Origin of the sequence: Lentzea sp. NPDC058450, assembly GCF_042721395.1 — a bacterium.
Classification (GTDB): Bacteria; Actinomycetota; Actinomycetes; order Mycobacteriales; family Pseudonocardiaceae; genus Lentzea.
The window spans coordinates 99,259-117,622 of record NZ_JBHXLO010000015.1 but is presented as its reverse complement, the minus strand read 5'-3'; the positions used below and the strand labels follow the sequence as shown (position 1 = coordinate 117,622).

General features: G+C 70.4%; 17 protein-coding genes. 9 read left to right on the top strand and 8 right to left on the bottom strand.

Annotation, left to right across the window (positions count from 1 at the left end; translation table 11 throughout):
- Positions 1 to 5 precede the first annotated feature (5 nt).
- Entirely contained in the window at positions 6 to 887 is an 882-nt protein-coding gene (locus ACFWNN_RS23605) for a DUF58 domain-containing protein (protein WP_382442190.1), read from the top strand.
- Entirely contained in the window at positions 884 to 1,849 is a 966-nt protein-coding gene (locus ACFWNN_RS23600) for a VWA domain-containing protein (RefSeq protein WP_382442085.1), read from the top strand. The genes ACFWNN_RS23605 and ACFWNN_RS23600 overlap by 4 nt, the downstream gene beginning before the upstream one ends.
- On the opposite strand, the gene ACFWNN_RS23595 is transcribed toward ACFWNN_RS23600, so the two are convergent.
- The 4 genes from ACFWNN_RS23595 to ACFWNN_RS23580 are packed head-to-tail and all read right to left on the bottom strand — an operon-like array spanning position 1,834 to position 5,188.
- The gene (locus ACFWNN_RS23595; protein ID WP_382442084.1) at positions 1,834 to 2,367 is read right to left on the bottom strand and encodes a dihydrofolate reductase family protein; all 534 of its coding nucleotides are present in this window, start codon (positions 2,365 to 2,367) and stop codon (positions 1,834 to 1,836) included. The genes ACFWNN_RS23600 and ACFWNN_RS23595 overlap by 16 nt on opposite strands.
- Positions 2,364 to 3,227, bottom strand: coding sequence for a TAXI family TRAP transporter solute-binding subunit (locus tag ACFWNN_RS23590; RefSeq protein ID WP_382442083.1), 864 nt, complete (start codon positions 3,225 to 3,227; stop codon positions 2,364 to 2,366). Before ACFWNN_RS23590 ends, ACFWNN_RS23595 begins: the two co-directional genes overlap by 4 nt.
- The gene (locus ACFWNN_RS23585; RefSeq protein ID WP_382442082.1) at positions 3,224 to 4,528 is read right to left on the bottom strand and encodes an ATP-binding protein; all 1,305 of its coding nucleotides are present in this window, start codon (positions 4,526 to 4,528) and stop codon (positions 3,224 to 3,226) included. The genes ACFWNN_RS23590 and ACFWNN_RS23585 overlap by 4 nt, the downstream gene beginning before the upstream one ends.
- A complete protein-coding gene (locus ACFWNN_RS23580; protein ID WP_382442081.1) occupies positions 4,529 to 5,188 on the bottom strand; it encodes a response regulator transcription factor in 660 nt (219 codons plus the stop codon).
- 540 nt (positions 5,189 to 5,728) lie between these two features.
- Between ACFWNN_RS23580 and ACFWNN_RS23575 the strand changes: the two genes are divergently transcribed.
- Positions 5,729 to 7,021, top strand: coding sequence for an MFS transporter (locus ACFWNN_RS23575; protein WP_382442080.1), 1,293 nt, complete (start codon positions 5,729 to 5,731; stop codon positions 7,019 to 7,021).
- Here the strand turns inward: ACFWNN_RS23575 and ACFWNN_RS23570 are convergent.
- The gene (locus ACFWNN_RS23570; protein WP_382442079.1) at positions 7,001 to 9,580 is read right to left on the bottom strand and encodes an FAD-binding and (Fe-S)-binding domain-containing protein; all 2,580 of its coding nucleotides are present in this window, start codon (positions 9,578 to 9,580) and stop codon (positions 7,001 to 7,003) included. The two genes, ACFWNN_RS23575 and ACFWNN_RS23570, sit on opposite strands and share 21 nt — an antisense overlap.
- 108 nt (positions 9,581 to 9,688) lie before the next feature.
- On the opposite strand from ACFWNN_RS23570, the gene fabG reads away from it, so the two are divergent.
- The 3 genes from fabG to ACFWNN_RS23555 are packed head-to-tail and all read left to right on the top strand — an operon-like array spanning position 9,689 to position 12,273.
- Positions 9,689 to 10,393 carry a 3-oxoacyl-ACP reductase FabG gene (fabG, locus tag ACFWNN_RS23565; RefSeq protein ID WP_382442078.1) on the top strand — a complete coding sequence of 235 codons (705 nt, stop codon included), beginning with the start codon at positions 9,689 to 9,691 and terminating at the stop codon, positions 10,391 to 10,393.
- A 34-nt stretch (positions 10,394 to 10,427) separates the two neighbouring features.
- Positions 10,428 to 11,195: an enoyl-ACP reductase FabI gene (fabI, locus tag ACFWNN_RS23560; protein ID WP_382442077.1), complete on the top strand. Its 768-nt coding sequence runs from the start codon at positions 10,428 to 10,430 to the stop codon at positions 11,193 to 11,195.
- 52 nt (positions 11,196 to 11,247) lie between these two features.
- On the top strand, positions 11,248 to 12,273 hold the full coding sequence (locus tag ACFWNN_RS23555) for a ferrochelatase (RefSeq protein ID WP_382442076.1): 1,026 nt from the start codon (positions 11,248 to 11,250) through the stop codon (positions 12,271 to 12,273).
- Positions 12,274 to 12,332: 59 nt separating this feature from the next.
- On the opposite strand, the gene ACFWNN_RS23550 is transcribed toward ACFWNN_RS23555, so the two are convergent.
- Both ACFWNN_RS23550 and ACFWNN_RS23545 read right to left on the bottom strand, forming a co-directional pair.
- On the bottom strand, positions 12,333 to 13,130 hold the full coding sequence (locus ACFWNN_RS23550; protein ID WP_382442075.1) for a hypothetical protein: 798 nt from the start codon (positions 13,128 to 13,130) through the stop codon (positions 12,333 to 12,335).
- Positions 13,131 to 13,190: 60 nt separating this feature from the next.
- Entirely contained in the window at positions 13,191 to 13,607 is a 417-nt protein-coding gene (locus tag ACFWNN_RS23545) for a hypothetical protein (protein ID WP_382442074.1), read from the bottom strand.
- A 164-nt stretch (positions 13,608 to 13,771) separates the two neighbouring features.
- Between ACFWNN_RS23545 and ACFWNN_RS23540 the strand changes: the two genes are divergently transcribed.
- From ACFWNN_RS23540 to ACFWNN_RS23530, 3 genes are read left to right on the top strand one after another with little or no spacing between them, the layout of a single operon-like run.
- The gene (locus ACFWNN_RS23540; RefSeq protein ID WP_382442073.1) at positions 13,772 to 15,163 is read left to right on the top strand and encodes a sigma 54-interacting transcriptional regulator; all 1,392 of its coding nucleotides are present in this window, start codon (positions 13,772 to 13,774) and stop codon (positions 15,161 to 15,163) included.
- On the top strand, positions 15,160 to 17,088 hold the full coding sequence (locus tag ACFWNN_RS23535; protein WP_382442072.1) for a VWA domain-containing protein: 1,929 nt from the start codon (positions 15,160 to 15,162) through the stop codon (positions 17,086 to 17,088). The genes ACFWNN_RS23540 and ACFWNN_RS23535 overlap by 4 nt, the downstream gene beginning before the upstream one ends.
- Positions 17,085 to 17,444: a hypothetical protein gene (locus ACFWNN_RS23530; protein ID WP_382442071.1), complete on the top strand. Its 360-nt coding sequence runs from the start codon at positions 17,085 to 17,087 to the stop codon at positions 17,442 to 17,444. Before ACFWNN_RS23535 ends, ACFWNN_RS23530 begins: the two co-directional genes overlap by 4 nt.
- 326 nt (positions 17,445 to 17,770) lie before the next feature.
- Here the strand turns inward: ACFWNN_RS23530 and ACFWNN_RS23525 are convergent, their stop codons facing one another.
- Complete coding sequence (locus ACFWNN_RS23525) at positions 17,771 to 18,307, bottom strand: DUF4240 domain-containing protein (RefSeq protein ID WP_382442070.1); 537 nt, start codon at positions 18,305 to 18,307, stop codon at positions 17,771 to 17,773.
- Positions 18,308 to 18,364 lie beyond the last annotated feature (57 nt).

The window sequence follows — 18,364 nt, the reverse complement described above, 5'->3', positions numbered from 1 at the left end:
TCCGGATGGAGGCCGCGCTGCGCATGCTGGAGCTCGACGTCCGGCGCAGGCTCGACGGCCTGCTGCAGGGCAACCACCTCGGCCTCGTGCCGGGGCCGGGCACCGAACCGGGCGAGGCGCGCACCTACCAGCCCGGTGACGACGTGCGCCGGATGGACTGGGCGGTCACGGCCCGCACGACGATCCCGCACATCCGCGAGACGGTCGCCGACCGCGAGCTGGAGACGTGGGTGGCGATCGACCTGTCGCCGTCGCTCGACTTCGGCACCGCCGCGTGCGAGAAGCGCGACCTGGCCGTCGCCGCGACGGCCGCGGTCGCGCACCTCACCCGCGGCGGCGGCAACCGGATCGGCGCCGCGGTCTCGACCGGCGCCGAGAACGTCCGCATCCCGGCGCGCGGCGGGCTCGCCCACGCGCGCGGCATGATCCGCAAGATCGCCGAGATCGACCGCGCGCCCGAGGGCACCCGCGGCGACCTGGCGGCGTTGCTGGAACAACTGCGCCGCCCACCGCGCCGGCGCGGCCTGATCGTGGTGATCTCCGACTTCCTCGGCGGCATGGAGTGGCAGCGGCCGTTGCGCGCCCTGTCCGCGCGGCACGACATCGTGGCCATCGAGGTCGTCGACCCGCGTGACGTCGACCTGCCCGAGGTCGGCACCGTCGTGCTGTCGGACCCGGAGAGCGGGCGGCAGCGCGAGGTGACCGCGTCCGCGTTGCTGCGCAAGGAGTTCAACGCCGCGGCGGCCGAACACCGGGCCGAGGTGGCGGCGGGTCTGCGCCGTGCGGGCGCCGGGCACCTGGTGCTGCGGACCGACTCGGACTGGATCGCCGACACGGTTCGTTTCGTGGTGGCGCGCAAGCGTCGCTGGTCTGGGGGTGTCGCATGAGCTTCTCGAACTTCGTCGCCCCGTGGTGGTTCCTGCTGCTGGTCGCCGTCGTGCTGCTGGCCGCCGCGTACGTGTTCGTGCAGCGGTTGCGGCGCAAGAGGGTCCTGCGGTTCACGAACCTGGAGCTGCTGGAGAAGGTCGCGCCCAAGCGAGAACGCTGGTCGCGGCACGTCCCGGCGGCGTTCCTGCTGGCCGCGCTGGCGTTGCTGACGGTCGCGCTGGCCGGCCCGACCTCCGAGCAACGCGTCCCGCGCAACCGGGCGACCGTCATGCTGGTCGTCGACGTGTCGCTGTCGATGAAGGCCACCGACGTCAAGCCGTCCCGCCTGGAGGCCGCGCAGGTGGCCGCCAAGTCGTTCGCCGAGGGCCTCACGCCGGGCATCAACCTGGGCCTGATCTCGTTCGCGGGCTCCGCCACGGTGCTGGTCGCGCCGACCACCGACCGCGCCGCCGTCTCGCAGTCGATCGACGGGCTCAAGCTCGCCCAGTCGACCGCGACCGGTGACGCGCTGGTGGCCGCGATGGCGTCGATCGACTCGTTCGGCAAGGTCGTCGGTGGCGCCGAAGGACCACCGCCCGCCCGCATCGTGCTGATGACGGACGGCAAGGAGACCGTGGGCACCAGGAAAGCCTTTGACGCGGCCGAGGACGCGAAGAAGGCCGGCATCCCGATCTCCACGATCTCGTTCGGCACCGAGGACGGCGTGGTCGACATCGAGGGCAGGCAGCAGTCCGTGCCCGTCGACGACGACTCGATGAAGGAGATCGCGAAGATCTCCGGCGGTGAGTTCTTCAAGGCCGCCTCGGCCGAGGAGCTGCGCCGCGTCTACGACACGCTGGGCGAGCAGATCGGCTACGAGAAGAAGCAGGCGGACGCCTCGAAGCCGTGGCTGCTGCTGGGCACGATGACGGCGATGTTCGCCGCCGCCGCTGCTTTGCTGCTGGGTCAACGCCTTCCGTAGACCAGCTCCACGACCCCGATCGCGAACGCCCTGGTGCTCTTGAGCGCCAGGGCGTTCGGCTTCTGGAAGAACGGCGTGCCGGCGCCGATCGCGACCGGGTTGAGGTAGAGCCTGACCTCGTCGATCAGGTCGTGCTCGAAGAACGCGTTCACGAGCTGCGCGCCACCGACCATGCTGTCGCCGGGCAACGCCCTGACCTCGTCCGGGTCGATCTCGCGTTTGACCGTGGTGTTCCACGCGGTGGTGTCGAGCGTGCGCGAGTAGACGATCTTCGGCATCTCCCGCCAGATCCTGCCGAAGTCGTGCATGGGCTGCGGCCACTCGGGGTGCTCGTCGGTGTGCGGCCAGGCGGCGAGCATCGTCTCGTGGTTGCGGCGGCCGTCGATGAACCGGTCCATGCGGGCGAGCTCGGTGTTGAAGTGCTCGTGCATCTCTTCGTCGACGTGGTGCCAGCTGATGTCGTGGTCCGGGCCTTCCATGAACCCGTCCAGCGAGATCGACGCCATCGTGCTGATCATCCGTGGAGCCTCCGGTATTCCGTCGCCGCGCCGGGGTGCAGGGGGACCTTGCCGGTGTCGATCAGGCTGCGCACGTCGAGGTACTGAGTGCCGAGCGCCTGCTCCGGCACCAGCTCCGCGGCCCTGCGCACGAGCAACCGCACGATCGCGCCCGCGTGCTCGGCGCTGAGATCGGGCCGGCACACCAGCAGGTTCGGCGTGCCGATCGTGGGGACGTCGACGGGGGAGCCGTAGACGCCCATCCGGACGTCGACCCGTTCGTAGACCTTGCCGTGGTCCTGCCGCAGCTTCGGCAGGAAGCCGTCCAGCGGCAGGAGTCTGATGCCGCTCGCCTTGTCGAGCTCCGGGGTCGGGACGCCGCCCGACCACAGCAAGGCCGCTATCTCGCCGGACTTCAACGCGTCGATGGCGTTGCGCAGCGGGTAGTGCTCCTCCTGCACGCCCATCTGCAGCCTGGAACCCTGTAAAGCGGCGCCCGAGCCGTCGGCGCCGAGGGACACGGGTTTGCCTTTCAGGTCCGCCGCCGAGGCGTACGGGGAGTCCTTGAGCACCACGAGCTGCAGGTAGTTCTCGTAGACGCGGCCCAGGGCGACGAGGCCGGGTTCCAGGTGGGCGCTGTCGCTCAGGGAGAGGCCGATCTCGGCGGTGCCCTCGCGGAGGTGCTTGAGGTTGTCGGCGCTGCCGCCGGTCTGGACCGGGGTGATGGTGAGCGGGCTCGGGGCGAGGCGGGAGAGCAGCGACGCGAAGTCGTTGTAGAAGCCGCCCGGTTCGCCGCCCGCGATCCGGATGGTGCCGTCGGGTTCGCTCGTGCCGCACGCGGTGAGCGCCAGGGTGCCGAGGAGGAAGGTTCTGCGTTTCACAGCAGCGGCTCCTTCGGCAGCTCGACCGTGACCACCAAGCCGTTGTCGCTGTGCAGCTTCAGCTTCCCGTCGTGCGCGGTCACGATCCGCTCGGCGATCGCGAGTCCCAGGCCCGTGCCGCGGCGTGAGTCGTCGCCGCGCCAGAACCGTTCGGTGGCGTGCTTGATGTCCTTTTTGGACAGGCCGGGGCCGTTGTCGCGCACGGTCAGCGTGGCGCGGTCGCAGATGACGGTGACGTTGGTTGCGCCGTACTTGATGGCGTTGTCCAGCACCACGTCCAGCACCTGGGCGAGGTCCGAGACCGCGCACTGCACGAGTCCGTGCGCGCGGTCGTCGATCGTGATCGTGACGCCCTCGGCCTGCGCCGCCGCCCGCCACGCGTCGACCCGGTCGTGGGCGACGACCTGGAGGTCCGCGATCTCGGGTTCGACACCGCCCGCGGCACGTTCGGTCGCCGTGCTCTCGGCCGAGGCGAGCGCGAGAAGCCCGTCCAGCAACGACTCCAGGCGTTCGACCTCGGTCAGCAGCGAGCCGTTGGACGGCAGCATGTCGACCCGGATCCTGAGCGCCGCCATGGGGTTGCGCAGCTGGTGCGATGCGTCGGCGATCAGGCGTCGTTGCTGGTCGGCGGCCTCCGCGACGGCGTCGGACATGCGGTTGAACGACTCCGACAACGCCCGCAGCTCGGCCGGCCCGGCGGTGTCGGCGACGTGGGTGCGCCGCTGGCCCGCCGCGACCGCCCGCACACCCCTGTCGAGCTCCTTCAACGGCCTCAGCAGCCAGCGCGACACCACGAGCGCGAGCAGCACGCACGCGCACGCCGCCAGCAACGCCCCGGCCAGCACGAGCGCCCAGCGCCGGGCCACGTCCAGCGCCGCCACCTGCGTGGAAGCCCTGAGCACCACGGCGCCCGCGACCTTGGTGCCGATGCCGATGGGCCGCGCGAACAGCACGTCACCACCGCTCCACGGCAGGACTGTCGGCACGGTCTTCGCGGGCTGGTTGCGCAACGCCGCGTCGATCTGCGCCGACACGTCCTCCGCCGTCATGCCCGACTCCACGACGGGTGTGCCGGCGGCATCGACGACCACGATCTCCTCGCCGTAGACCTCGGCGTAGCGCTCGGCCTCGGACACCACGACGTCGACCGGCAGCGTGGCGAAGCGGTCCAGGTCGGCGGTGCGGCTGATGACGAACTGCTGGGTGCGTTCGGACGCCGTGCTCATCAGCAACGGGAACGCGAACGCCGTCACGGCCGACAGCGAGAACAGCAGCAGCACCAACAGCAGCCGTTGCCGCATCTATTCACCGAGCCGGTAGCCGAAACCGCGGATCGTGTGCAGCAACCCCGGCCGGTCGAGCTTGGCGCGCAACTGCGTGAGGTGCACGTCGAGCGTGCGCGACACGGCCACGAACGCGTTGCCCCACACCTCGTCCATCAGCTGCTGCCGGCTCACCGCCGTGCCGGGCCGCCGCGCCAGCACCGCCAGCACGTCGAACTCCTTGGTGGTCAACGAGATCTCCCGCCCGCCGACCACGACCTGCCGGCTCTGCAGGTCGATCTCCACATCGGACACCCGCACCACGTCGTCGGGTTCCTGCGACCGCGCCGCACTGCGCCGTGCCACCGCGTCGATGCGCGCCAGCAACTCCGCCAGCCGCACAGGCTTCACCAGGTAGTCGTCCGCGCCGAGCCGGAGCCCTCGGACCACCGTGCGTTCGTCACCGCGCGCGGTCAGCACGAGCACCGGCACCGGGTCGATCCGGCGGAGCTTGCGCAACACCTCCAGGCCGTCCTGGTCGGGCAGGCCGAGGTCGAGCAGCACCACGTCGGCGTCGCGGTGGGCGATGAGCGCGTCGGCCCCCCGGCGCACGCGGGCAGGCCGGTGGCCGTTCGCCCGCAGCGCTTCCACCAGGGCGTCGGCGACACCGTCGTCGTCTTCGACCAACAGCACCCGCATTCCAGCAGTATCGGTCATGGCGACTGTTGCCCGCGCGTACCGACGCGCTTAAGTGACTGTAAAGAAGCCGCTGCGGGACCTCGGGGAGGCAGGACGCATGGCGGCATGCCTGATGAGCGGGAACGATCGTGCGCTGACCCGTGAGCACGCGATTGCTGCGTGGATCGGTCGCGAGTTGAACTCGATGAGCGAGTCTGGCTGGGAGCCGCGTGACATCCGTCCGGGACGGCATCCGGTGCTTGTCGCCATCTGTCCGTCGCACATCCGTCTCAGCCGCGAGCAGGTCCCTCTGATCGTTGACCTCGTACAACCAGTCGCTTCCTTCCAGCCGGGACAGGTGCACGCCGGTTCGGCGGCGTCCGACTCAGCCGTAAGTCCACTTCGAACTGGCTCGCCAGATTCGATTTGTCTGCTTGCTGTTGCCCTGCCGCATGAGCTGCGCGCTGGAACCCTGTGTGTCGGCCAAATGGCCCTAAGTGACTGTAAAGATGCCTTACCGCAGGTTGTGGGCGATCACGGACCGTCGCGATGGTGTCCGGCATGACAGTCGTTCAGGAGAAGAGCAGCGAACGCCGAGTGGTGGCGAACGTGCTGCGCGGGTCGGTCGGCAACCTCATCGAGTGGTACGACTGGTACGCCTACACGGCGTTCAGCATCTACTTCGCGGCCGCGTTCTTCCCCAAGGGCGACCAGACCGCGCAGCTGCTCAACACCGCCGCCGTGTTCGCCGTCGGCTTCCTCATGCGGCCGCTGGGCGGCTGGCTGCTCGGCCGGTACGCCGACCGGCACGGGCGCCGCGCCGCGCTGACGTTGTCGGTCACGCTGATGGCCGCGGGGTCGCTGATCATCGCGGTGACGCCGTCGTACGCGACGATCGGGGTGGCGGCGCCGATGCTGCTGGTGCTGGCGCGGCTGCTGCAGGGTTTGTCTGTTGGTGGTGAGTACGCGACGTCGGCTACCTATCTGTCCGAAGTGGCCTCTCCACAGCGCCGGGGGTTCTACTCCAGCTTCCAGTACGTGACGCTGACCGCCGGGCAGCTGGTGGCGCTGGGCGTGCAGATCGTGTTGCAGCAGTTCCTGTCCAAGACCGAGATGACCGAGTGGGGCTGGCGGGTCGCGTTCGTCATCGGCGCCACCGGGGCGATCGTCGTGATGTGGCTGCGGCGCGGGATGGACGAGTCGGCGAACTTCGAGAAGCAGCAGGGGAGCGGTGAGCAGAACGGCACGATCCGGGCGTTGCTCAAGCACCCCAAGGAGTGCCTGACGGTCGTGGGCCTGACGCTCGGTGGCACGGTCGCGTTCTACACGTTCACGACGTACCTGCAGAAGTTCATGGTGAACACGAGCGGGATCGACGCCGCGACGGTCAGCTGGATCAACTTCGCCGCGTTGCTGGTGTTCGTGGTGCTGCAACCGCTTGCGGGCGCGTTGTCGGACCGGATCGGGCGTCGTCCGCTGCTGCTAGGCTTCGGTGTGTTGGGCACGCTCGCGACTGTGCCGTTGTTGTCGACGCTGGCGACGACGTCCGCGGTGATTCCGGCGTTCCTGCTCATGCTGGGCGGCCTCGTGATCGTCACCGGGTACACCTCGATCAACGCGATCGTGAAGGCCGAGCTGTTCCCCACGAACATCCGCGCGCTGGGCGTGGGGCTGCCGTACGCGCTGACCGTGGCGATCTTCGGTGGCACGGCCGAGTACGTGGCGTTGTGGTTCAAGCAGGCCGGCATGGAGTCGGTCTTCTACTACTACGTCGCGGGCTGCGTGCTGATCTCCTTGCTGGTCTACGGGTTCATGCGGGAGACGTCGAAGGACTCAGTCCTCGACCGCGATTAGCGCCGCGAGCGCGCTGGCGAGGTGCACCGGCTTGCGGTCGGTGGTGTGCCGGATCTGCGTGCGGCAGCTGAAGCCGTCCGCGATCACCAGCGCGTCCTCGTTGGCGCGCAACGCGGGCAGCAGGTCCTGCTCGGCGCACGCGATCGAGACGTCGTAGTGGCCTCGCTCGAAGCCGAAGTTCCCGGCGAGGCCGCAACACCCCTCGACGATCGTCGCGTCGATGCCGGCCTTGGTCATGGCCTCGCGGTCGCGGTCGAAGCCGAGCTCGGCGTACTGGTGGCAGTGGGTCTGCACGACCGCCTCGCGGGCGCCTTCGAGCGTCGGCAGCTTCGGGGCGACGTGCTCGGCGAACGTGCGGGTGGCGTTGGCAAGCGCTTGCACCGCCGGGTCGTCCGAGAGTTTCGGGGCCTCCGCGCGCAGGAACGCCGTGCAGCTCGGTTCCAGCCCGATCACCGGGACGCCCCGGCTCGTCCACGGCAGCAACGCCCGCGCGGTGCGTTCGACGACCCGGCGGGCCTTGCCGAGCTGGCCGGTGGAGTGCCAGGTCAGTCCACAGCAGACGTTCGCGGACGGCACCTCGACGCGGTTTCCCAGGTGTGCCAGGACGGTCGCGGCGTCGAGGCCGACGCCCGGTTCGAAGTGGTTCGTGAACGTGTCGGGGAACAGCAGCACCGGATCGCCCTGGCCGATCGGGTGCAGCTGGCGGACCAGGCGGGTGGTCTGGCGCGGCAGCTCGCGCTGCGGGGTGATGCCCGCGAACCGGCCGAACCTGGTCGTGATCCTGTTGACCAGCCCGTACTTCAGCCAGGTGGGCAGCCAGCCCATCGTGTAGTGCGAGAGCGGCCTCAGCCGCTTCCTGTGGTGCTCGTGCAGGAACTCGGCCTTGTAGCTCGCCATGTCGACGTCGACCGGGCAGTCGCGCTTGCAGCCCTTGCACCCCAGGCACAGGTCCAGTGCCTCGGCGACCTCCTTGGAGCGCCAGCCGTCCTTGATGACGTCGCCGTTGAGCATCTCGAACAGAAGGTGCGCGCGCCCGCGCGTGGAGTGCTTCTCCTCTTTGGTGACGCGATAACTCGGGCACATCACGCCGCCCTTCGTGTTCAGGCACTTGCCGACGCCGACGCACCGGCGCGTGTCGCTCGCGAACTCCGCACGCGTCGGGATCCTCGGTGGTGCCACGAGGACGCGCAGGTCGTCGTCCAGCTTCACCGGCTCGACGATCCGGCCGGGGTTGAGCAGGTTGCGCGGGTCGAACACGCGCTTGAACTCGCCGAACGCCCTGATCGCCTCCGGCGGGTACATGCGGCTGAGCAGCTCGGACCGCGCCTGGCCGTCGCCGTGCTCGCCGGACAGGCTGCCGCCGTGGCTCACGACCAGGTCGGCGGCGTCCTGGAGGAACTCGCGGTAGCCGTGCGCGAGGTCGAAGTCGATGCGAACGTGGATGCAGCCCTCGCCGTAGTGGCCGTAGGTGATGCCGCGCCGTCCGTAGCGGGTCAGGAGCTGGTCGAACTCGCGCAGATACGTGCCGAGGCGCTCCGGCGGGACGGCCGAGTCCTCCCACCCCGACCAGGCCTCGCTGCCGTCCGCCATCCGGGTGGCGAGGCCCGCGCCGTCCTCGCGGATCCGCCACAGCGCCCGCTGGTGCGCGGGGTCGTGGATGATCATCGAGTTCCTGGTGATCTGCGCGATGCGTTCGGGGTGGTCCTCGACCTCGACGAACAGCCAGCTGCGGCCCTCCGGCAGGTCAGGGCGCGTTTTCACGCTGTGGACCAGTGCCTCGTTCAGGCCCTCGATCGCGAGCGCGTCCTCGATCTGGGTGACCTGGTCGGCGGCCTCGTAGGTGTCCGCGAAGCCGAGCACGACGAGCACGCGGCGTTCGGGTCGGCGCACCAGCTTCAGTTCGGCGCCCAGCAGCACCACACAGGTGCCTTCGGTGCCGACGAGTTGCTGCGTCAGCGTCGGGGCGTCCAGCGCGTACCCGCTGACCCGGCGGCTGAGCTGCGGAAACCACGCCGGGTCGTAGTCCGGGAGCCGTAGGAGCGGCGGGTTCTTGGTGTCGAACGTGCGGCCGTCGGCGGTGAGGACGTGCAGGTTCTCTACGTTCTCGCTGGTCTTGCCCCACTTCACCGAGTGCGCGCCGCACGCGTTGTTGCCGATCATCCCGCCGATCGTGCAGCGCGAGTGCGTGGACGGGTCCGGCCCGAACAGGTACTCGCCGGCCGCCGCGTTGATCTTGTCGAGCACCGCTCCCGGCTGGACGTGCGCGCGGTCGCCGGAGATCTCGAACGAGTGCAGGTACCGGCTGAAGTCGAGCACCAGTCCGGTGCCGGTCGCGTTGCCCGCGATGGACGTGCCGGCACCGCGGCTCGTGATCGGCACGCCGTGCTCCGCGGCGAGCCCGACGGCCGTGATCACCGCGTCCGTCGTGCGTGGACGGACGATCACCCGCGGCACGTGCCGGTAGTTCGACGCGTCCGCCGAGTACAGCGCTCGGCTGGCGGGATCGTCGAGGACGTCGCCGTCCACGTCGCGCCGGAGTTGATCGAGAAAGGCCCGCATCACCCGATCATGCCCCGCCTGGTGTGACATGTCCCCGCCGATGCCGGTCTACCTGCCGGTAGCCGATAGCCTCACCCGGTCAACCAGCAGCGATTCTCAGGAGAGCTAGTGAGTCGGTCCGTTCTGGTCACCGGAGGCAACCGCGGCATCGGCCTCGCCATCGCGCAGGCGTTCGCGGCGCAGGGCGACAAGGTCGCGGTGACGCACCGCGGGTCCGGCGCTCCCGAAGGCCTGCTCGGCGTGAAGTGCGACGTGACGAACTCTGAAGAGATCGACGCCGCGTTCACCGAGGTCGAAGCCGCGCACGGTCCCGTCGAGGTGCTCGTGTGCAACGCGGGCATGACGCAGGACACGCTGCTGCTGCGCATGAGCGAGGAGCAGTTCACGTCCGTCGTGGACGCGAACCTCACGGGCGCGTTCCGCTTCGCCCAGCGCGCCTCGCGCGGCATGCTGCGCAAGAAGTTCGGCCGCATCGTCTTCATCTCGTCCGTCGTCGGTCTCACCGGCGGCGCGGGTCAGGTGAACTACGCGGCGTCCAAGGCGGGCATGGTCGGCATGGCGCGCTCGATCGCGCTGGAACTGGGTTCGCGCAACATCACCGCGAACGTGATCACGCCCGGCTTCATCACCACGGACATGACCGCCGAACTGCCCGAGGCCGTCCGCGACGCCGCTCTCAAGCAGATCCCGGCCGCTCGCTACGGCGCCGCCGAGGAGATCGCGCGCGCCGTCACGTTCCTCGCCGCCAACGAGGCCGGCTACATCAACGGTGCCGTGCTGCCGGTCGACGGCGGCCTCGGCATGGGCCACTGACGTTTCCTCCAGAACTGCGAAAGGGTTGGACCAAGTGACCGGACTGCTCGAAGGCAAGCGACTGCTGATCACCGGTGTCATCACCGACGCGTCGATCGCCTTCCACGTCGCACGTGTCGCCCAGGAACAGGGCGCCGAGGTCGTGCTGACCGGGTTCGGCCGGATGAGCCTCGTGACGCGCATCGCCCAGCGCCTGCCCAAGCCCGCGCCCGTCGTCGAGCTCGACGTGCAGAACCAGGAGCACCTCGACACGCTCGCCGACCGCGTCCGCGAGCACGTCGACGGCCTCGACGGCGTCGTGCACGCCATCGGCTTCGCCCCGGCCTCCTGCCTCGGCGCACCGTTCATGGACGCGCCGTGGGAAGACGTCTCGAAGGCGATGCACGTCTCCGCGTACTCGTACAAGGCGCTCGTGCAGGCCGCCCGCCCGTTGCTGACGCACGGCTCGTCGGTCGTCGGCCTCGACTTCGACGCCCGCCAGGCGTGGCCCGCGTACAACTGGATGGGCGCGGCGAAGGCGGCGTTCGAGTCGATCAACCGCTACATGGCGCGCGATCTCGGCCCGGACGGCATCCGCGTCAACCTCATCTCCGCCGGCCCGGTCCGCACCATGGCGGCGAAGTCGATTCCGGGCTTCGCCGAACTGGAGAAGATGTGGGGCGAGAAGGCCCCGCTCGGCTGGGACGTCGAGGACGCCGAGCCGGTCGCGAAGTCCGTCTGCGGCCTGCTGTCCGACTTCTTCCCGGCCACCACGGGCTCGATGGTGTTCGTCGACGGCGGCGTGCACTTCCTCGGTCTCTGACGTCACACGCGTTCGTCATGTAAGGAGAACGGGCGTCTGATTGGATGGAGCGGTGAGTTTCGATGCGCTGCTCTGGCTGTCGTTCGGCGGCCCAGAAGGTCCAGAAGACGTCCGTCCCTTCCTGGAGAACGTGGTTCGTGGACGTGGCGTGCCGCCGGAGCGGCTGGACGAGGTCGAGGCCCACTACCAGCACTTCGGCGGCGTCTCGCCGATCAACCGCCTGAACCTCGAAGCGATCGCCGCGGTCCGCGACCGCGGCTTCGAGCTGCCGATCTACTTCGGCAACCGCAACTGGCACCCCATGGTCGAAGACGTCGTGGCCCAGATGAAGGCCGACGGCGTCCAGCGCGCTCTTGTGTTCCCGACGAGCGCCTACGGCGGCTACTCCGCCTGCCGCCAGTACGACGAGGACATCGTGCGCGCCCTCCAAGCCGTCCCCGGCGGCCCGGAGTTGGTGAAGCTGCGCCAGTTCTTCGACCACCCGCTCTTCGTCGGCGCGTTCGCTGACGCCGTGCGCGCCGCCGGCGAATCGCTGGACGGCCCGTACCGCCTGGTGTTCACCGCGCACTCGGTGCCGGTGTCCGCGGACAAGGCAGCAGGCCCGCCCGAGGAAGGCGGCTACCGCTACTCCCGCCAGATCGTCGAAGCCTCCCGCCTGGTCGCCGCCGAGCTGGGCATCACCGAGTACGACGTGGTGTGGCAGTCGCGCTCCGGCCCGCCGCAGATCCCGTGGCTCGAACCGGACATCGTCGACCACATCGACGCCTTGCACGCCAAGGGAGTCGCCGGCGTCGTCGTGTGCCCGATCGGCTTCGTCTCCGACCACCTCGAGGTGGTGTGGGACCTCGACACGGAGGCCCGCGACCGGGCGGTGGAACTCGGCATGGAGTACGCCCGCGCCGCCACGCCCAACGCCGACCCGCGCTTCGCCGAGCTCGTGACGGAGCTGGTTGCGGAGCACACTTCCGGTGCGCCCGTGCGGAAGTTGTCGTCGTTCGTGGCGGCTGGCTGCACGGTGAACGGCGCGCCTTGTGCGCCGATGTGCTGCGAACCGGCGAAGAGGCCGGTCCGCACCTAGTCACTCCAGACGGGTCGTCTGCGGGTGTTCGGTCGCGGACGACCCGTCCGTGCGACGTCTCAGTGCCTGCCCGCTCCACTGTCCGCCAGTACGCGGACGGCCTCGTCCACGGCTGCGCAGCGGGCCCGGCGCACGGCCAGAGAGACCGGGCGGAGGGCTTCGGTGCGGGCCGTCATGGCGGAGGCCGAGAGGGCGCCGCCGGGGGCGTCGGAGCTCGCCACCTTCACGATCGCGTCCACCTCCGCCGCGCGCTGGAGTACGCGCAGGGACCGCGGGGGCATGGCGTCCGGCCACGGGAGGGTGGAGTTCTCGGCCGCCAGGTCCGCGATCTCCTTGCGGACGTTCGGGCGGTGCTTGGCCACGTCGAGGCTCGCCAGGGCGGCTGTCGCCTCGCGGAGGGCGGCGCCCAGGCCGTGTTCGGCCTCGCCGATCGGGATGTGCTCCAGGCCGTTGGAGGACGGCAGGTCGAAGACGGTCCAGCGCATCACGCCGTCGGCCACGATCTTGGGGACCAGGCCGATGTGCACGGACGGGACGACCAGGGCCTCGCCGGAGCGGAGCGCGCACGTGGAGAGCGGTCCCTTGCCGCCCAGGCCTCGTACGTCGCCCGGGACTGGCAGGACCAGCCTGGCGGAGGTGGCGCCCGCGCGCCGCAGGGCGGCCAGCAGCAGGGCGGGGCCCACTGGGGCCTCGTCGGGACCGGGGAGGTCGAGCGCCGTGGCGGTGCCGTCGTCGTCGGCCACCACCTCGTGCTGCTCGGCCCACAGGTGCAGGGCGTCGAGGACGTCGTCGGAGGCGGCCATGCCGTGCAGCCATCCCGACGCCCACACGACCAGCGTGGCGCTCGCACAGGACACGCGACGAGATTACGTGGCCCCGGCCCGTCCGCCCCACCCGGTGTGCCCGATCCGAGACACCTAGGCGGCTGGACCGATGTGGTTCTCCAACAGCGAACGGAACGAGGTGACGTCCTCATCGGACGCGAAGGCCCGGTGAGGCACGGAAAGCGACCCCGCGCCCTCGTCCAGCGTCTCCAGGACGAAGCCCTGGCGGGTCTCGGTCCAGCCCGGGAGCTCCTCCCAGACGATCTCCTCGCGGATGGTGGTGCCGACCGCCATCCGGAACGACTGGGCGTCGGCGCTGCCCACGACCGTCCGGCTGATCATCTCGTCGGAGCTGAACCGCCACCACACCGCGACCGGCTCCATGAGGCCGATGACCAGTGCGCACGCGAGGCCGAACAGGCCCACGACCAGCGCGTCCTCGAACCCGAAGAGCAGCACCAGGGAGAACGCTCCGAGCACGAGCGCGAACCACGGCGCCCATCTGAACATCGGCACCATCGTGCGCAGGCTGGCCCGCCAGTCCGCCGGTGAAGGGGCCCATCTGAAATCAACGCTGTCACTCATGTCGCCCCGCATTCTGGCGCACGCGCCCGGCCCGTGCCTGGAGTTGCTCCACATCGACGGGTCCGGATTCGGTGCGTAGCGTCGTCTGCGTGACCCAGAACCTGGCCCGCACGGCGGGCGAACTGCGCGCCGCCGGGCACCTGCCGCGCGGCGTCAAGACCGAGATCAGGGAGAACCTCCTCGCGGCCCTGCGCGAAGGACGCAACCCGTGGCCCGGCATCGTCGGTTTCGACCGCACGGTGCTGCCACAGCTCGAACGCGCGCTCCTCGCCGGCCACGACGTCGTCCTGCTCGGCGAACGAGGACAGGGCAAGACGCGGCTTTTGCGCAGTTTGGTGGCGTTGCTCGACGAGTGGACGCCCGTCATCGAGGGCTCCGAGCTGGGCGAGCACCCGCTGGAGCCGATCACGCCCGAATCGAAGCGCCGTGCTCTCGAGCTCGGCGACGCCCTGCCCGTCGTGTGGCGGCACCGCGACGAGCGCTACGCCGAGAAGCTCGCGACACCCGACACGTCCGTCGGTGACCTCGTCGGCGACGTCGACCCGGTCAAGGTCGCCGAAGGCCGCTCGCTCGGCGACCCCGAGACCATCCACTACGGCATGCTCCCGCGCGCCCACCGCGGCATCATCGCCATCAACGAGCTCCCCGACCTGGCCGAACGCATCCAGGTGTCGCTGCTCAACGTCATGGAGGAGCGCGACATCCAGGTCCGCGGCTACACGCTGCGGCTGCCGCTGGACGTCCTCCTCGTGGCCACCGCGAACCCCGAGGACTACACGAACCGCGGCCGCATCATCACGCCGCTCAAGGACCGCTTCGGCGCCGAGGTGCGCACGCACTACCCGTTGGAGATCGACGCCGAGGTCGACCTGGTCCGCCAGGAGGCAGACCTCGTCGCCGAGGTGGGCGACCACCTGCTGGAGATCATCGCCCGCTTCGTCCGGCACCTGCGCGAGTCGTCGTCGATCGACCAGCGCTCCGGCGTCTCCGCCCGGTTCGCCGTCGCGGCGGCCGAAACCGTTGCGGCGTCGGCGCTGCGCCGGTCCGCGCTGATCGGCGAGACGCCGGCCATCGCCCGCCCGGTCGACCTGGAGTCGGTACCGGACGTGCTGCGCGGCAAGCTCGAGTTCGAGGCGGGGGAGGAGGGCCGCGAGGACGAGGTCCTGGTCCACCTGCTGCGCCGCTCGATCGCCGACACCGCCCGCGCCCGCCTGGCAGGCCTCAACCTGCGCGCGCTGGCCGAGGTCGTGTCCGACGGCCACCCGGTCGCGACCGGCGACCGCGTGCACGCCGGCGACCTGCTGGCGGCGTTGCCCGAGCTCCCGATCCTGCACGAGGTCGCGGCCCGCATGGGCGCGGGCCCGAAGGACCCGGTCGGCCGCATCGCCTCCGCCGTCGAGCTCGCCCTGGAGTCGCTCTACCTGACCCGCCACCTGTCGAAGGACAACTCCTCCGACGACGACCGATCGGTGTACGGATGAGATACCGCTACGGACGCTGGGGCGGCGGCGCCGATCCGCTGGCGCCCCCGGTGGACCTCCGCGCGGCCGTGGACGAGCTCGGCCGCGAGATCATGGAAGGCGCCTCGCCGCAGTCCGCCCTGCGCGAACTCCTGCGGCGCGGCGTCGACGGCACCCGCGGCCTCGACGACCTGACCTCACGGCTCTGGCAGCGCCGCGCGTCCATCCAGCGCCGGCATCGCCTCGACGGCACGCTGACCGAGGTCCGTCAGCTGCTGGACCAGGCCGTCGAAGCCGAACGCCGCACGCTCTTCCCGGACCCGTCCGACGACGCCCGCTTCCGCGAGGCGCAGCTGGACGCGCTGCCACCGGGCACGGCCGCGGCCGTGCAGGAGCTCGCCTCCTACGACTGGCGCTCCTCCGAGGCGCGCGAGGCGTACGAGAAGATCCGCGAGCTGCTCGGCCGCGAGCTCCTGGACCAGCGCTTCCAGGGCATGAAGGACGCGCTGTCCAACGTGGACTCCCAGGACGTGGAGCGCATCCAGCGCATGCTCCGCGACCTCAACTCGTTGCTGGAGGCGCACGCCTCGGGTTCCCCGGACACGCCGCGCATGTTCGACGACTTCATGCGCAAGCACGGCGACTTCTTCCCGGAGCAGCCGCGCAACGTGGACGAGCTCGTCGACGCGCTGGCGGCCCGCTCGGCCGCGGCCCAGCGCATGATGAACTCGATGACCGACGCCCAGCGCGCCGAGCTGTCCGCGTTGTCGCAGCAGGCGTTCGGCGGTATCGGGTCTCAACTGTCCACTCTGGACTCCCTTCTGCAACGGCTCCGTCCCGGCGAGGACTGGTCGTCCTCCGCCCGCTTCCGCGGCCAGGACCCTCTGGGTCTGGGCGAGGGCGCCCAGGCCATGGCGGACCTCGCCGAACTGGACGCCCTGGCCGAACAGCTCTCGCAGTCCTACCCCGGCGCCCGCCTGGAGGACATCGATCTGGAGGCGCTCGAACGCCAGCTCGGCGAGTCGGCGTCGGTCGACGCGCGCCGCCTGTCCGAACTGGAGAAGGCGCTCCGCTCCCAGAACATCGTGGAACGCGCCCCCGACGGCACCTTGCGGTTGACACCCAAGGCGTTGCGCCGCCTGGGCGAGACAGCGCTGCGCGGCGTCGTGGACCAGCTCCGCTCGTCGCAGGGGTCGCGCGAAACCACCTCGGCCGGTGCGGCGGGCGAGCTGATCGGCTCGACCCGGCCGTGGCAGTTCGGCGACACCGAACCCTGGGACGTGCCGCGTTCGCTGCGCAACTCCGTGCTGCGGTCCGGCTCCATGTCCCTCGACGTCGTGGACCTGGAAGTGGCCGAGACCGAACACCGGTCGCGTGCGGCTGTCGCGTTGTGTGTGGACACCTCCTGGTCGATGGTGCAGGACGGCCGTTGGGTACCGATGAAGCGCACGGCCTTGGCGCTCCATCACCTCGTGCGCACGAGGTTCCGCACCGACGCCCTTCAGCTCGTGACGTTCGGGCGCTACGCGGAGTCGGTAGACATCGGGCAGCTGACGGCGTTGGAAGGCGTGTGGGAGCAGGGCACGAACCTGCACCACGCGCTGCTGCTCGCCGGCAGGCACGTCCGGAGGCATCCGGACGCGCAGCCCGTCGTGCTCGTGGTGACGGACGGCGAGCCGACCGCACACCTGGAACCCGACGGTGACGCGGAGTTCAACTACCCGCCGCTGCCCAGGACGTTGAGCAAGACGCTGAACGAGGTCGACTCGCTCGCGCGCCTCGGGGCGACGATCTCGGTGTTCAAGCTGGGCGACGACCCGCGGCTGGCCGCGTTCGTCGACATCGTGGCCCGGCGCGGTGGTGGCCGGGTCGTGGCGGCGGACGAGGAAGGCCTCGGGGCGGCCGTGGTCAGCGACTACCTGAGGTCGCGGCGCCGGCGGCGGTGAGGCGCTTCGTGCTCGCCGTCGTGCTGAGCGGGGTGCCGTCCATCGTGCACGCCGTGATGACGCGTGACGACCTGTTGCGTGCGACGAGGGCTGCTGGGTCGTTGGTCGGCGGCGGGGCTCGTGCGGGCATCGTGGTGCACCTCGCTGTGTCGGCGTTCTGGGCGGTGGTGTTGGCGCGGCTTCGGGTGCGGGGAGTTGCCGGTGGGGCGGTGGCCGGGCTGGCCATCGCCTGGCTGGACCTGGAGGTCGTCGGCCGGCACAACGCGCTGATCCGGGCGTTGCCGCGCGTGCCGCAGTGGCTGGACCACGTGGTGTTCGGTGTTCTCGTCGCTGGTGGAACTGGACGGCGGGGTTGAGTGGTGCGGCTGAGGTGGCGGGGAGACAGCCGGGTTGCGGGGTGAGGCCGGGCTGGCGGGGTGACGCGGCCAGGCCGAGGGATGTGGCTGTGTCGGCAGGGTGCGGTAGCCGAGTTGAGCGGAGCGCTGGCTCGGTGGGCGACACAACCGGGCTGAGTGGTGCGGCCAGGTTGGTGGGTCGCGGTAGCCGGGTTGAGCAGTGTGGCTGGGTCGGTGAGTGACACAGCCGGCCTGCGTGGCGTGGCTGTGCCAGTGGTGTGGCTGGGTAGTGGGCCGACACGGCCGGTGCGAGGCGAGCGGCCTGGTGGGGCCGCGGCGCGGTCGGCTCAGGTCAGGAACAGGGCGGCCAGGCGGGGGAGGCGCGCGGCCAGTTCCGTGCTGTCGTCGAAGTCGAAGTCCCAGTCCGGGTCGAGCTCCGGGTAGCGGATCCGGAAGGCGTCCTGGGGTAACTGCATGCCCGTCGCCTTGATGTGGGCGTCCCAGGCGATGGAGAGGGCCGCCTCGCACTCGAACTCCTCGCCCGACTCGGCCGCCTCGATCACGGCGGGCAGGTCGGCCAGGGAGTCCGGCGACGCGAGTACGGCGTCGTGCGTCTCCTTGCCCTGGGTGAGGAGCCAGCCGCGGAAGTAGTCGAAGCCGTCGTCGGAGCAGCCGCCGTTGATCAGGTAGGCCGCCGCCCACAGCGGGTTGGTGTACGAGGTGACCAGGACGTCCCACAGGACCTGTTGGGCGGCGACGATCTCGGACGGCGGGCGTGCCGCGAGCAGGGTGGTGGCCTCGGCGGCGACGGCTTCGCTGTCGGACGGGTCGGGGACGGTGGAGCGGGCCTGCGCGATGAGGCTCCAGAGGGCGGTTTCGTTCACAGGTCGAGCTTGGCAGAGGGGTCTGACAATTTTTGGCGCCTGACGAACCAGCGCCCA